The following is a 14,344-nucleotide window of genomic DNA, read 5'->3' as shown; positions in this document are numbered from 1 at the left end:
GGGATGCAAGCACAAAACGGGCCGGAATAGAATGTGACTTTTGGCTGGACCGAAGGCTCAGGTTAACGGTTGCGGCAATTCCCCGAGATCCCAGAACAGCCCGGCCATCACCGTCAAGGCCTCCTCGGTCAATGGCAGCAGGATGTGCTCGTTGGGCGCATGCTGGGAGCAGCCGGGATAGGAGTGCGGGACCCAGATCGTCGGCAGTCCCAGGATCTCGGAAAACACGTCGTTGGGCAGCGAGCCGCCGAAATTCGGCAGCACCGCCGGCGCCTTGCCGGTGGTGTTTTGGACCGAATCCGCCGCCCATTTGATCCAGGGGCTGTCGAAATCGGTGCGCGAGGCGGCAAAGCTCTGCGCCGCCCGCACCCCGACCATCGGAAAGCCGTTCTGGACCAGATGCGCGCGGATGGCCTCGATCAGGCCGTTGACCTCAGTGCCGACCACGAACCGCAGTTGCAGCACGGCATTGGCATGGCCGGGAATGGCGTTGGCCGGCTTCTCGATATTGCCCGAGGACATCGCCAGCACTTCGAGCGTATTCCAGGCATAAAGCCGCTCGGCCGCCGACAGGCCCTCCTCACCCCAGTTCTCCGCCAGTGCCGGCTCGTCCGCGGTCGGGACCACCTGCACGTCGGCAAGATAGCTGCGGATCTGGTTGGTGAGCCGCGGCGGCTTCAGCGCGTCGAGCTGGAGGCGGCCATGGCCGTCAACCAAGGTGGAGATGGCGTTGACCAGGATGGTCGCGGGGTTGGCGAGCACGCCACCCCAATTGCCGGAATGATGGCCGCCATCGCGCAAATTCACGTCGAGATGGATGCGGATGCCGCCGCGGCATCCCAGGAACAGCGTCGGACGATCAGCGGAGAGGCGCGGCCCGTCGGAGGCCATGAACAAATCGGCCTTGAGCGCGTCGCGGTTGAGGTCGCAGACTTTGCCCAGATCAGGCGAGCCGATCTCCTCGCCCATCTCGACGATGAACTTGGCGTTGAAGCCGAGCTTGCCGCCGCGGGCCTCGCGCACCGCGCGGAGCGCGGCCATGTTGATGCTGTGCTGGCCCTTGTTGTCGGCGGTGCCGCGGCCGTAGAGCCGCGTGCCCGCAACCGTTGTGCGCCAGGGATCGCGGCCGTCGCGCCACTCGCCTTCCATGCCGTCGACGACGTCACCATGGCCGTAGACGAGCACGGTCGGCGCGGACGCGCTCTCGTGATGCTCGGCGAACAGGAACGGCGCCTTGCCGCTCGGGGATTCGACGATCCGGCTGGTGAAATCGAGCGCGGCGAAGGAGGGCATCATCTCCTGTTCCAGATAGGCGCGCAGTTCCACACCGCGCGACGGGTTCTGGCTTTCGGTCCGATAGGCGACGCGGCGGTCGAGCTCGGCGAGGAAAGCGCCGGACTGGAAATCCTCACGGGCGCGGGCGATGGCGTCGGCTCTGGTCATGACTTGTTTTTCGAGGCTTTGCGACGAAGGACCCTATCCGAGACAGGGTGTCCTTCGAAAGTGGCGGGGACTTGGGCAGTTCTTATAGATCGCTTGTAGTTCTCTTGCAGTTCTCTTGGGATTTCGTTCTTGCTCGCTTGAGATTGGCTTGCCAGGGGCGGGAGCGCCGCTGATTTTGGCCTTGCCAAGGGCAAGCGATATGCAAGAACGTCGCCAGATTGGGGCGCACGTCTATCATTCGAAGAGCGCTCAGTACAGGGCGCCAGGGGACCAGCATGGCCAAAGAGATCAGGCTCAATGCCTTTGCGATGAATTGCGTCGCACACCAGTCACCGGGCCTGTGGACCCATCCGCGCGACCGCACCGCCGAGTATAACCGCCTGCCTTACTGGATCGACCTTGCCAAAACGCTGGAACGCGGCCGTTTCGACGGGCTGTTCCTGGCCGACGTGCTCGGCGTCTATGACGTCTATGGCAACAGCCCTGACGCGGCCTTGCGCAATGCAGCACAGACGCCGTCGAACGAGCCGCTGCTGCTGCTGTCGGCGATGGCGGCGGTGACCAAGAATCTCGGCTTCGGCGTCACAAGCAATCTCTCGTTCGAGCCGCCCTACCCGTTCGCGCGGCGGATGTCGACGCTCGATCATCTCACCGAAGGACGGATCGGCTGGAACGTCGTCACCGGCTATCTCGACAGCGCCGCGCGCGGCGCCGGCAAGGACAAGCAGGCCGGACACGACGACCGCTACGACATCGCCGACGAATACATGGAGGTCGTCTACAAGCTCTGGGAAGGCAGCTGGGAGGACGGCGCCGTGCTGCGCGACCGGGCGCGCGGCATCTTCACGGACCCCAGCAAGGTCCATCGCATCAACCACGAGAGCGCGAACTACCGCATCAACAACACCATCCACCTCAGCGAGCCATCGCCGCAGCGCACGCCCGTGCTGTACCAGGCCGGCACCTCGCCGCGCGGGCGGCAATTCGCGGCGAAGCACGCCGAATGCGTGTTCATGTCGGGACCGTCGGCCAAGATCATCGCGCCGCGCGTCTCCGCGATCCGCCAGGAGGCCGCCGCGCTCGGCCGCAATCCGGCGGAGATCCTGATGTTCAACATGATGACGATCATCCTCGGCAACACCGAAGCCGAAGCCGCAGCGAAATATGCCGACTACCGCTCGCACATCAATCCGGAAGGCGCGCTGGCCCTGATGTCGGGATGGACCGGCATCGACTTCTCCGGCTACGAGCTCGATCAGCAGGTGCGTCACGTGCAGAACGACGCCGGCCGTAGCGCGCTCGACAACGTCACCCGCGGCGATCCGGACCGCGTCTGGACCGTGCGCGACGTCATCGAGCATGTCGGCATTGGCGGCGCCGGCCCCGTCGTGGTCGGCACGCCCGAAAGCGTCGCCGACAAGATCGAGGATTGGTTCGAGAAGACCGATGTCGACGGCCTCAACGTTGCGTTCGCGATCTCGCCCGGTGATTTCGAGGACATCGCCGACATGCTGGTGCCGGAGCTGACCAAGCGCGGGCGGTACAAGAGCGAATATGCGAAAGGCACGCTGCGGGAGAAGCTGTTCGGCGGCGGTCGCGCGCGATTAGGCGCACCGCATCCGGCGGCGGGGTATCGGGTGGGGAAGAAGGGGTAGCTGCGAGCAGTCCTTACTTCAGGCGATCAGCCACACTGCATCGACAAACACCGCTGCGTTCCCTCCCCCCTTGCGGGGGAGGGCTAGGGAGAGGGGTGCCACACGGGGACTCTCTGCAGCGCACGACCTATTCTCGACGACGGCAACACCGCCTCCTGGGCCACCCCTCTCCCCCGCCCTCCCCCGCAAGGGGAGGAGGGAGCAGAGCGGAGTGTGCTCCGTCTACACCTTCCCATCCACCATCACCTCGATCAGCTTCGTCCCTGGCCGATTGAACGCCGACGCCAGCGTCGCCTTCAGCTCGCTGACATCGCTGACCTTGATCGCCTCGCATCCGAGCGCCTTCGCCACTCCGGCGAAATCAACGGGCGGATCGACAAAGTCCATGCCGACGTAATTGTCATCGCCGTGGAAGGCGAGCAGGCGCTGCTTGATGATGCGGTAGCCGCCATTGTTGGCGATGACGACGTTGAGCGGCAGCTTGTGATGCGCCGCGGTCCACAACGACTGGATCGAATACATCGCGCTGCCGTCGCCGGAGAAGCACACCACGGGACGATCCGGATTGGCGATGCCGGCGCCGACCGAGGCCGGCAGGCCCCAGCCGATGCCGCCGGAGGCAAGGCCGTGATAGCCATAGCGGTCGCGATGCGGACGCAGATTGGTGATCTGACGGCTGGAGGTGAGGCCTTCGTCGACGAGGATAGCGTGGTCGGGCATGGCCTCGACCATTTGCAGCACGAGATAATCGGGATCGATGGGGTTGCGGCCCGCGCTCCTGCCGATCTGCTCGACCAAGGCGGCGCGGCGCGCGGTCCAGTTCTTCGGTGCAAGTTCAGCGAGGCGCTCCTTGGCGCGCCTCGCGAGCGCCGCGCCGCCCATCTCCTTCAGCACCGGGATCAGTGCGCGCAGCGTTTCCTTGACGTCCGCCTTCAGCGCGATCTCGGCGCCATAGTTCTTGGCGATCTCCCAATCGACGAGCCCGATCTGCACGATGCCAAGCCCATCAGGCAGCGCATCGACCTCGCTATAGACCGACATCCGCAGGGGATCGCCGCCGAGCGCGACCAGCAGATCGTGCGGCGCCAGCGTATCGCGTGCGACTTTCTGCACGCGCGCGAGCGTGCCGACGAAGCTCGGGCTCTCCGACAGGAAGTGCGCGCCATAGGGCGTCGAGGACTGGTAGGCAGCGGCGCCGAGCAGCTCGGCGAGTTCGGCTGCCTCCTTCAGCGCGTCGCTCTTGACCACCTCGTCCATCGTGACGATCGCAGGCCGCTCGGCCTTCAGCAGCCGCGCAGCAAAGGCCTTCAACGCCTCGTCGGACGGCCTTGCACGCGCATCGATACGGGTGGAACGGCCGAGATCAATGCCGGCCTCACTGTTGAGGATGTCGCCGGGCAGCGAGATGAACACCGGCCCGGTCGGCGGCGTCATCGCGACCTTGGCGGCGCGGCGCACGATGCGCGGCAAATCCTCCAGCCGCGTCACCTCGACCGCCCATTTCACCAGCGGCTCGGCCATGCGCACCAAGGGGCCATACAGCACCGGCTCCATCAGGCCGTGGCCCTGCTCCTGCTGACCCGCGGTCAGGATCATCGGCGTGCCCGTGAACTGGGCGTTGTAGAGCGAGCCCATCGCATTGCCGAGGCCCGGCGCGACATGGACGTTGCAGGCGACGAGTTTTCCCGACGCGCGGCTGTAACCGTCGGCGATCGCCACCACCAGGCTCTCCTGCATCGCCATCACATAGGTGAGGTCAGGATGGTCCTTCAGCGCGTGCATGATCGGCAGCTCGGTGGTGCCGGGATTGCCGAACAGATGCGTGATGCCCTCGTCCTTGAGCAGCGCGAGAAAGGCGGAGCGGCCGGTGATCTTGTTCTTCATGTTTCCTCCAGGAGCGGACGTTGCCGCAAGGACGGAAAGCATGATGGCCGAAGTCTTGGCAGGCGCGCAAGGAAGCGCTGTCATGGCTGCCTTGCGCGCGTGAGGAGAAGCTGGAAGGATAGGCGGAAGCCGGAGGGACCGTCATGGCCTACGACGAAGGCACCGCCGCACGGGTTCGCAAGTTGCTGGCGGGCCAACGCCACGTCGCGGAAAAGAAGATGATGGGCGGGCTTTGTTTCATGGTGGACAACGTGATGTGCTGCACCATCAGCGGCCGCGGCGGCATGCTGTTTCGCGTCGGCCCAGAGGCGCATGCGCGGATGCTGAAGGAGCCGCACACGAGCCCAATGGAAATGCGCGGGCGCATCATGAAGGGGTTCGTGAGGGTCTCTGATGAGGGCACGCGAACCGATGCCGGGCTCAAAATCTGGGTGAAGCGCGCGCTCGATTTCGTGGCGACGATGCCGGCCAAGCCGCCAGCAAAGAGAGCCGCGCCGCGCTCGGCGACGTCGGCCAGCGCGAAGGCTAAAGCGCCTCCTCGCGGCCAAGCTCGAACGGGTCCTCGCCGCTAGCGCGCTTCTTCTTTTTCGAGCGCTGCCAGACCACGCCGGGAAAGCCCTTCAGGGGCACCAAGGGCTCGCCGGTATAGGCCCATTCCTGCAGCTCCTCGATCGCGATGTGGTAGAGCGGCTGGCGCCCGGTGCGCTCTTTGAACAGCGCGCGGGGGATGTTGACCATGTGGGGGCCACGAGGCCGCTCATAGGCGATCGGCGTGCCGCAATGCGAGCAGAAGCTGCGCGCGGTTTTCGTCGCCTTGTCCTCGTAGCGGGTCATCGCGGTTTTCCCCGAGGTGATGCGAAAACGCTTCTTCCAGCTGCCGACATAGGTCGCGTAGGCCGCGCCATGGGCGCGGCGGCTGGCGGCGGAATGGTCGTGCCAGGCCCAGCGCGCGGGAACGTCGATCTCGAAGGTGACCTTGCCGCAGAGGCATTGGCCGGTGGCGGTTCCTGCGGCGACTGCGGCTTTGGCCATGGAAGTCTCTCCGTCGTCATTGCGAGCGCAGCGAAGCAATCCAGACTGCCGTCGCCGAAAGATTCTGGATTGCTTCGCTGCGCTCGCAATGACGGAGTTTGTGGTGTCAGTCGGGGCGACGCAATAGCCCCGTAGCCCGGATGGAGCACAACGCAATCCGGGATTCTCGACGCCGGGAAAAATTAGGGATTTCGCTGCGCTCCATCCAGGCTACGGCAGCGACTTACGCCGGCGTCAGCTCGTCATAGACAGGGTAATCCGTGTACCCCTTCTCCTCGCCGCCATAGAACGTCGCGCGGTTGTACGGCGTGATCGGGTAGTCGTGCGCAAGGCGGTACGGCAGATCCGGGTTGGAGATGAAGATGCGGCCGAAGGCGATGATGTCGGCGTGGCCGTCGGCGATCGCCGCATTCGCGCTCTCGCCGGTGAAGCCGCCGGCGGTCATCAGCACGCCGCTGTAGTGCGGGCGGAACAGCACCATCGCGGAGGGCACGTTCTCCCAGTGGACGTCGGCGCGGCCGGCGCCGCTGGAGCGGGGCTCGATGAAGTGCAGATAGGCAAGGCCGAGCCTGTCGAGCGCCTTCACCACATGCGTATAGAGCGGCATCGGATCGGGCTCGCCGGAATCGTTGGCGATGCCGTGCGGCGACAGCCGCACGCCGACGCGGCCCGCGCCCCAGACGTCGATCGCGGCCTGCGTGACTTCGAGCAGCAGCCGGGCGCGGTTCTCGATCGAACCGCCATATTGGTCGGTGCGCTGGTTGCTGCGCGACTGCAGGAACTGCTCGAGCAGATAGCCGTTGGCGCCGTGGATCTCGACGCCGTCGAAGCCGGCGGCGAGCGCGTTCTTCGCGCCTTGCCGGAAGGCCTCGACGATGTCCTTGACCTCGTCGGTCTCCAGCGCGCGCGGCGTCTCATAGTCAGAAATCTTGCCGTCAGCTGTCATCGCCTTCATGCCTTCGGCCTTGATCGCAATCGCCGAAGCCGAGACCGGCAGCTCACCGCCATGGAAGGAGGAATGCGAGACGCGACCGACATGCCAGAGCTGGAGGAAGATGATGCCGCCCTTGGCATGCACGGCATCCGTCACCTTACGCCATCCCGCGATCTGCGCGTCCGTATAGATGCCCGGCGTCGCCGGGTTGCCGCGGCCGTGCGAGAGCACCGGGGAGGCTTCGGCGATGATCAGGCCGCCCTTCGTTGCGCGCTGGCCGTAATATTCGGCGTTGAGCGGCCGCGGCGAAAAGCTCTCGCGCTCGGCACGCATGCGCGTCAGCGGCGCCATCACGACGCGATGCGCGAGCTTGTACGGACCGACCTGCAACGGTTGAAACAACGCCTCGAATTTCATGCTGGCCCCGAAATGGCTATGGAAGGACGTGGATCATATAGCGAGGGGCGGCGATCTGAAAAGACCACAGCTCTTCTCCCTCTCCCCGTTCTTACGGGGAGAGGGTCGGGGTGAGGGGCTGCCTCCGGGAAAATGCCGAGAGTTGGGCTCGCGGAGGCTCCCCCTCACCCGGAATTCAAACTGCGTTTGAATTCCGGCCTCTCCCCGCACGCGGGGAGAGGCGAAGAGGGAGAAAGTCTTACGCGGTCTTGATCCAGACGGACTTCACGTTGAGATATTCCTCGACGTGCTGCTTGCCGGATTCACGGCCGTAGCCGCTCATCTTGTAGCCACCGAACGGCACGGCCGGGTCCATCGCCTGGTAGCAGTTCACCCACACCGAGCCGGCGCGGAGGCTCTTCGCAACCGCATGCGCCTTGCTGACGTCGCGCGTCCACAGGCCGGAGCCGAGGCCGAAGGTGGTGTTGTTGGCGCGCTTGACCAGCTCGTCCATGTCCTTGAACGCGATCGCGGAGATGACCGGGCCGAAGATCTCCTCCTGCGCGATGCGCATGTTGTCCTGCACGCCCGCGAACACGGTCGGCGAGACGAAGAAGCCCTTCGACAGCGCGCCTTCGGTGACGCGGCCACCGCCGGCGAGCGCGCGTGCGCCTTCCTTCTGGCCGATGTCGAGATAACCGGTGACGCGCTCGAGCTGCTGCTCGGAGACCAGCGGACCGATCTGGGTGTTGGGATCGAGGCCGTTGCCGACCTGGAGCTTCTTGCCGAACTCAGCGACGCGGCCGACGAACTCCTCGTAGATCGACTGCTCGACGAACAGGCGGGTGCCGGCGCTGCAAATCTGGCCGGAATTCGCGAACACCGCCATTGCGGCGCCGGGAACTGCGGCATCGAGATCGGCATCGGCGAACACGATGTCGGGCGACTTGCCGCCGAGCTCGAGCGAGACGCGCTTGAGGTTGCCGGCGGAGGCGCGGATGATCGACTGGCCCGTGATGTGCGAGCCGGTGAAGGCGACCTTGTCGACGTCAGGATGCGAGGCGAGCGCGGCGCCCGCGGTCTCGCCATAGCCCGGCACGACGTTGACGACGCCGGGCGGAATGCCGGCTTCCAGCGCGAGCTCGGCGATGCGCAGCGAGGTCAGCGGCGCTTCTTCCGCGGGCTTGAGCACCACGGTGCAGCCGGTCGCGATCGCAGGGCCAATCTTCCAGATCGTCGCGGTGAGCGGACCGTTCCACGGAATGATGGCGCCGACGACGCCGATCGGCTCCTTCAGCGTGTAGGAGAAGATCTCGCCGGGCAGCGAGTTCTCGATGGTCTCGCCATGGATCGCGGTGGTCTGGCCGGCATAATAGCGCAGCATGCCGACGGCGCGCAGGCGATAGGCACGGGTGCGGCTGACCGGCGCGCCCATGTCGAGCGTGTCGAGCTGCGACAATTCGTCGAAATTCTTCTCGACGAGGTCAGCGAGCCTGAGCAGCAGGTTCTGCCGCTCGAACGGCTTGATCTTGCTCCACGGGCCTTCGAAGGCGCGGCGGGCGGCAGCGACCGCACGGTCGATGTCTTCCTTGTCGCCCTCCGCGACGGTTGCGAGCAGCTCGCCGGTGGCAGGGTTGTGAGTCTCGAAGCGCTTGCCGGAGGCCGCATCGACCCACTTGCCGTCGATCAGCATCTGCTTGTAGGACCCGTTGGCGAACGGATGGCGCGTGATCGGAATAGCCTGCGACACAGCCATGGCTGCACTCCCTGTCAAATGATTGATTGGTTCGATCTGCGCGGGATCGTTAGGTCGAAGAGAATACAGCGCTGCCGGAAAGGCGTAAAGTCAGCGCGGAACGAAGCCCTGCCATGCCGACTTGTGCAGGGTCGAATGGGCGCCATGGCCCAACCCTTGTTCCGGAGAACAATCATGCCACATTCCGCCATCGTCAAAGACAATGTTGCCGTGATCACGGGTGGCGCATCCGGCATTGGACTAGCCGCCGCCACGGCCTTTGCGCGCGCCGGCATGAAGGTGTGCATCGCCGACGTCGATCAGGCACGGCTGGCGGAATCCGGAACAAAACTGTCATCCATCACGTCCGCCACACATGTGATGACGTTCGCCGTCGATGTCGGCAAGGCCGAGAGCGTGGCGGAACTCGAGCGCGCCGTGCGCGAGCGCTTTGGCGGCACCGACATCCTCATGAACAATGCCGGCATCCAGCCCGGCAGTACGCTGTTCGCCGAGCCCGACAACTGGCAGCGGATCATCGGCGTCAACATGTGGGGCATCATCAACGGCTCGCGGATCTTCACGCCGAACATGATCGCGCGCCGCAAGGCGGGCCTCATCATCAACACCGGCTCCAAGCAAGGCATCACCACGCCGCCCGGCGATCCCGCCTACAACGTCTCCAAGGCCGGCGTGAAGGCGTTTACGGAAGCGCTCCAGCACGAGCTCCGCAACACCAGGGATTGCAAGATCACCGCGCATCTGTTGATCCCCGGCTTCGTCTTCACCGGCCTCACCGCGAAGGGTCGCACCGAAAAGCCGGCCGGCGCCTGGACGCCGGAGCAGACGGTCGACTTCATGCTGGCACGGCTCGAGGCCGGCGACTTCTATATCCTGTGCCCGGACAACGACGTGCCGCGGGCGCTGGACGAGAAGCGCATGCTGTGGGCCGCCGGCGACATCGTCGAGAACCGCCCGCCGCTGTCGCGATGGCATCCGGACTATGCGGATGCGTTCAAGAGGTTTGTGGACGGAAGCTAGCCGGCTGATCACCCCAAAGCCAGCACGAGCGCGCTTCCGATTGGCACGCCCCAGCCGGATACCGCGTCAAACCCTCGCTTCGCTTCATATCCGACGCCCGGCTTTGGCCGCGATGCGTTGTGACCGACCGTTATGTCGTGGCAGACGAACTCCCCCATCGGACGTCGAAGCAGGGGTGACCTGCGGTAAAGCAACGGCGCCAGAAAGCGCTGCCGCTTCTCTGGCGGCAATAGCGCGTTGACGCGTGCGATGAGTGCGGCGAGGAGCGGCGCGGATGCACTGGTCCCGCCACCATAGTCCGGCTTGCCCCGGAAGATCATTGCGTAACCCGGTGGACCCGCGAGCGCCGCGATGTCAGGCACGACACGACCGTGCCGCCCGCTGTTCAGGGACCTGATATCGATGCCGCGTTGCCACGCCGGCCGGGGAAATATTTCGCTGATTCCGCCGCCGGTTGAACCTCCGCCCGCTTTCATCCGGCGTCCCGGCGTCTCCCACCACACCTGCTCCGTCACCTCGCCTGCGAGCCGCGTCATCATGGTGCCGCCGACCGCAAGAACGAACGGACTGCAACTCGGAAAATCGACATGTGCAGCCCCGTCCGCCTCCTCGTCGCCGGTGCCGTCGTCACCCGACGCCCCGCAGATCGTGATGCCAAGCGCCGCAGCCGCCTGAAGCCGTTCGTTGATCGCCGTGCGCGCGGCCGGCGACCAATCAGTGGAATCCTCCGCAGAGCCCCAGCTTACCGAAAGCGCCACCGGCCGGTCGATGATCACGCGATTCAACAGATCGATCCAGCCCTTCTGGTCGAAATTCGCGAAGTAGACCGACAGCCTGGCTCCCGGCGCAAGACCCGCGACCACTTCGACATCCATCATCACTTCGCCGGTATCGCCAAGCGCGTCCTTGCGATCGTCTCGCGGCAATCGCTCGATTTGCCTGCGGTTGCGAACCGTCCAGTCAATCGAGACAATCTCGACCTTCGGCCTCTTGCGTCCGAATTTCCTGCAATAGAGCGCGAGGTCCTCGGCGAAATAGCCGCCTCCAAACTCGGCGATTGCGATCTGCTGGCCCGCGCCATCTCCGGGCGGGAAGTGATACAGTGCTTCCAAAGCTGACGGACTGAGCGGCGTCAGCCCGGCGCCGATCCTTGCCCTGCTCCTCCACATCACGCGCCGCTGACCAAATCCAATCAGCGCGGTCACGATCTTCTTGAGCGATAGAGGAATCTTGTAATCGTGCTCGCGATCGCGAAATTCGCCCTGGTCCTCGCTCCAATAGACGCCGAGACGCGGCTGAAATGCCGTCTCCATCTGCGCGACGGTCCCGCTCACACGCATGCTTCGCGTCTCGAGCGACACGCCTTCGATTTTCAGGCCGAACGTCTTCAACACGCGCGACACCTTATCTGCGTCGCTCTTCGATGCACCGTACCTCGCCTTGAACTGGGCTCGCGACAGCGCCCGGCCTCCGAGCCGTCTGGCATCCGGCAGCTTCGGTCCGCGCAGCGTCAGGGTGATCTCGACGCGTTTACCCGGCTTCTCGGCGCGCAGACGTTTGGCGCCCGCAGTCGGCGGACGAGTGCTGCCGGGAACGACGACGGGCTTAGTGGCGCCGACCGCGGCTTTGGCTCCACGCTTTGCAGTCTTGCCGGCCGCACGCTTGCCGGCACGAGTCCTTGCTTTTGCGACTGATGCCATACCTAAGCCCCCGCCCTAGACACGACCGAAGGTTGCAGGCTATCGTTGATCGCATAATGCGTCAATTTACCGGGAGCCCCGCGGGCTGGCCCAGCCAGCCGCGTCGAGCAACCCGGGCATTTTTATTCGATCTGATTGTGATCCGAGGATTTGCCCATGCGCTCGATTTACGCACGGCTCAATCGCCGCTACGGCAAGAAGTTCATCGGCTTCGACCGTCAGAAGCTCGTCAGTGCGACGCTCGCGAACGCCATGGTCGTCACGGCGGCCACACCTCCCCGCGACATGCCACGCCCGGCGCGGGTGGCGCGACGGCCGCGTGTCACGATCGTCGGAGCGGGACTCGGCGGCCTGATGGCCGGCTACACGCTCGCCCATTGCTGCGACGTGACGATTTTCGAGGCGCGCGAACGCGTCGGCGGCCGCGTCTGGAGCAAGAACAAGGCGAGCGGCGTGGTCGAAGCGGGCGGTGAGCTGATCGGCTACAATCATCCGCTGTGGCTGGCCCTGGCGCGCCAGTTCCGGCTGGGCCTCTCGCTGTTCACGCTGGACTCGAATTTCGACGCACTCGATCTCGACATGCCGATCTATCTCGACGGTCGAAAGATCTCGAACCCGCTCGCGCTCAAGACGCTGTTCGAGCAGATGGAGGAATCGTTCGGACGGATGGCCAAGCGTGCGCGGCATGTCCACAAGCATGCCCCCTGGCGAACTCACGGCGCCGACGCTCTGGACCAGCAATCCATGGCCGATTGGATAAAGGACGAACACTGCTCGCCCCTCGCCAAGCTCGCGATGAAGGAGCAGTTCAGCAACGACGCCGGTCAGCCCGTCGAACGACAAAGCCTGCTCGCCAATTTCGCGGTCGTCCACGGCGGCGCACTCAAGGGGCATCCGAGCGCCTTTTTCACCCAGACCGAAACGCTGCGCTGCTCGGAGGGCAATCAATCGCTGGCCGAGCACCTTGCCGAGGAGATCAGGAAGGTCGGAGGCGTGGTCCATTTGTCCTCGCCGGTCATCGCGATCGACATCGACAAGGAGGGGGTGACCGTCACGCCGGAGGGTGCAGCTCCGCATGTCGCCGATTACGTCGTGCTCGCGATTCCGCCGAGCCTGTGGCCGGGCGGTCGCTTCGCCAGGATCAACATCACGCCGCAACTCACGCCCGACCACTACATCTCGATGGGCACCGCCGTGAAATACCTCAGTCCGGTCAAGCGCCGCTTCTGGATCGATCACGGGCTGGCGCCGGCCGCGACCTCGAGCCGGTTCGGCGTCACATGGGAAGGCACCGACAACCAGATCGCGCCGCGCGGTCGCGAGGTCGAGCTCAGCCTGTTCGCCGGCAGCAGACCGGCACAGCAGGCCATTCGACAATGGGAGCGCGGCGGCAAGTCCGCTGTCGATGCATTCTACGCCTCGCGGATCGGCCAGGTCTATCGCGGCTATGAGGACAATCTCTCCCAGCCCCCCGACTTCATTCCGTGGCCCGCCGATCCCTGGACCGGCGCCGGCTATTCCTGTCCCGCGCCCGGCGAAGTCACGCGAGCCGGACCGCTGCTCAACAGCGCGTTTCACAAGCGGATGTATTTTGCGGGCGAGCACACCTGCTTTGCCTATTACGGCTACATGGAGGGTGCGCTCCAGTCGGGCCTGAAGGCAGGTTCGGCTATCCTCAGGGCGATCCGGCGCTAGTGGCGCCACTCGCCCGAGCTGTCACAGCGTCTCCTGCTTGTGCCCGCAATTCTTGCAGGCGAATTTGACGCGGGTCTGGCCCTTTTCCGCCTGGACCCGGTTCGGCGCGCCGCACTTGCCGCAGACGGCCTCGATGCGGGTCGTGCCCTGCTTGACGACGATGGTTTTCTTTTCCATCGATTCGCGGATCAGGCGCTCGGCCTCCTCACGCAGGGATTGTTTCGACAAAGCTCATCTCCGCCTCTGGAAAGCGCGAGAGCCATATCGCACCTGCGTTGGAATCTCAATCGGCAATGGCGAGATCACTGCGCAATCAAGAGAGTCATTCCGGGGCGATGCGCAGCATCGAACCCGGAATCTCGAGATTCCGGGTTGGCGCTTCGCATCGCCCCGGAATGACGAGCGCGTCAGACCTCGACGATCACATAACTGTCTTCGACATGCACCGCAAACGTCTCGGCCACATACGGGCCCTTCTGCAACTCCTCGCCGCGTTCCACCGCGACCGGATATGACCGGATCTTGACGCGTTTCGGATCGAACCAGGACTGGCCGTTGCGCATGTCGAACTCCCAGCCATGCCAGGGACAGCGCAGCATCTCGCCGACGCGCGAGCGCTCGTAGACGCCCGGCTCCGGCGAGGTCAGCCGCGCCACGCAGGCCGCCTTGTCCAGCGGCGCGCCTTCGTGTGGGCATCGGTTCAGAAGGGCGAAGAACTCGCCATTGACATGGAACACGACGATATCGCGCCCGGCGATATCGACGACCTTGTTGCCGCCGGGCGGGATCTCCGTGGTGCGTGCGACAATGTGACGGGCCATGTCCTCTC

The 14,344-nt window shown here is 64.9% G+C and carries 12 protein-coding genes; 4 read left to right on the top strand and 8 right to left on the bottom strand.

All coding sequences use genetic code 11. From position 1 onward, the window contains the following. Positions 1 to 57: 57 nt before the first annotated feature. The gene (locus AAFG16_RS05340; protein WP_342737852.1) at positions 58 to 1,443 is read right to left on the bottom strand and encodes a M20 family metallopeptidase; all 1,386 of its coding nucleotides are present in this window, start codon (positions 1,441 to 1,443) and stop codon (positions 58 to 60) included. Between the two features lie 275 nt (positions 1,444 to 1,718). On the opposite strand from AAFG16_RS05340, the gene AAFG16_RS05335 reads away from it, so the two are divergent. Further along, a complete protein-coding gene (locus AAFG16_RS05335; RefSeq protein WP_342737850.1) occupies positions 1,719 to 3,098 on the top strand; it encodes an LLM class flavin-dependent oxidoreductase in 1,380 nt (459 codons plus the stop codon). 222 nt (positions 3,099 to 3,320) lie between these two features. Here AAFG16_RS05335 and AAFG16_RS05330 read toward each other — a convergent pair whose 3' ends face one another. Continuing rightward, on the bottom strand, positions 3,321 to 4,982 hold the full coding sequence (locus AAFG16_RS05330; RefSeq protein WP_342737848.1) for a thiamine pyrophosphate-binding protein: 1,662 nt from the start codon (positions 4,980 to 4,982) through the stop codon (positions 3,321 to 3,323). 143 nt (positions 4,983 to 5,125) lie between these two features. Here AAFG16_RS05330 and AAFG16_RS05325 point away from each other — a divergent pair, with 143 nt between their 5' ends. Then, positions 5,126 to 5,554, top strand: a complete 429-nt coding sequence (locus AAFG16_RS05325; protein WP_342737846.1) for a TfoX/Sxy family protein — start codon at positions 5,126 to 5,128, stop codon at positions 5,552 to 5,554. Here the strand turns inward: AAFG16_RS05325 and AAFG16_RS05320 are convergent. The 3 genes from AAFG16_RS05320 to AAFG16_RS05310 form a co-directional block, all read right to left on the bottom strand. Continuing rightward, positions 5,508 to 6,014 carry a GFA family protein gene (locus tag AAFG16_RS05320; protein ID WP_342737844.1) on the bottom strand — a complete coding sequence of 169 codons (507 nt, stop codon included), beginning with the start codon at positions 6,012 to 6,014 and terminating at the stop codon, positions 5,508 to 5,510. The genes AAFG16_RS05325 and AAFG16_RS05320 overlap by 47 nt on opposite strands. A 223-nt stretch (positions 6,015 to 6,237) precedes the next feature. After that, entirely contained in the window at positions 6,238 to 7,365 is a 1,128-nt protein-coding gene (locus tag AAFG16_RS05315; protein WP_342737842.1) for an alkene reductase, read from the bottom strand. Positions 7,366 to 7,603: 238 nt separating this feature from the next. Continuing rightward, positions 7,604 to 9,100, bottom strand: a complete 1,497-nt coding sequence (locus tag AAFG16_RS05310; protein ID WP_342737840.1) for an aldehyde dehydrogenase family protein — start codon at positions 9,098 to 9,100, stop codon at positions 7,604 to 7,606. 174 nt (positions 9,101 to 9,274) lie between these two features. On the opposite strand from AAFG16_RS05310, the gene AAFG16_RS05305 reads away from it, so the two are divergent. Continuing rightward, positions 9,275 to 10,120 carry an SDR family NAD(P)-dependent oxidoreductase gene (locus tag AAFG16_RS05305; protein ID WP_342737838.1) on the top strand — a complete coding sequence of 282 codons (846 nt, stop codon included), beginning with the start codon at positions 9,275 to 9,277 and terminating at the stop codon, positions 10,118 to 10,120. A gap of 8 nt (positions 10,121 to 10,128) precedes the next feature. Here the strand turns inward: AAFG16_RS05305 and AAFG16_RS05300 are convergent, their stop codons facing one another. Then, entirely contained in the window at positions 10,129 to 11,820 is a 1,692-nt protein-coding gene (locus AAFG16_RS05300) for a S53 family peptidase (protein ID WP_342737835.1), read from the bottom strand. Between the two features lie 156 nt (positions 11,821 to 11,976). Here AAFG16_RS05300 and AAFG16_RS05295 point away from each other — a divergent pair, with 156 nt between their 5' ends. Next, positions 11,977 to 13,515: an NAD(P)/FAD-dependent oxidoreductase gene (locus AAFG16_RS05295; RefSeq protein ID WP_342737833.1), complete on the top strand. Its 1,539-nt coding sequence runs from the start codon at positions 11,977 to 11,979 to the stop codon at positions 13,513 to 13,515. A gap of 21 nt (positions 13,516 to 13,536) precedes the next feature. On the opposite strand, the gene AAFG16_RS05290 is transcribed toward AAFG16_RS05295, so the two are convergent. Together AAFG16_RS05290 and AAFG16_RS05285 are read right to left on the bottom strand one after the other, a co-directional pair. After that, positions 13,537 to 13,743, bottom strand: a complete 207-nt coding sequence (locus AAFG16_RS05290; protein WP_025033895.1) for a hypothetical protein — start codon at positions 13,741 to 13,743, stop codon at positions 13,537 to 13,539. Between the two features lie 179 nt (positions 13,744 to 13,922). Beyond that, positions 13,923 to 14,336 carry a Rieske (2Fe-2S) protein gene (locus AAFG16_RS05285; RefSeq protein WP_342737829.1) on the bottom strand — a complete coding sequence of 138 codons (414 nt, stop codon included), beginning with the start codon at positions 14,334 to 14,336 and terminating at the stop codon, positions 13,923 to 13,925. Between the last annotated feature and the right edge of the window lie 8 nt (positions 14,337 to 14,344).

Origin of the sequence: Bradyrhizobium sp. B117 (assembly GCF_038969555.1) — a bacterium.
GTDB lineage: Bacteria > Pseudomonadota > Alphaproteobacteria > Rhizobiales > Xanthobacteraceae > Bradyrhizobium.
This window is presented reverse-complemented; position numbering and strand designations above follow the sequence as displayed.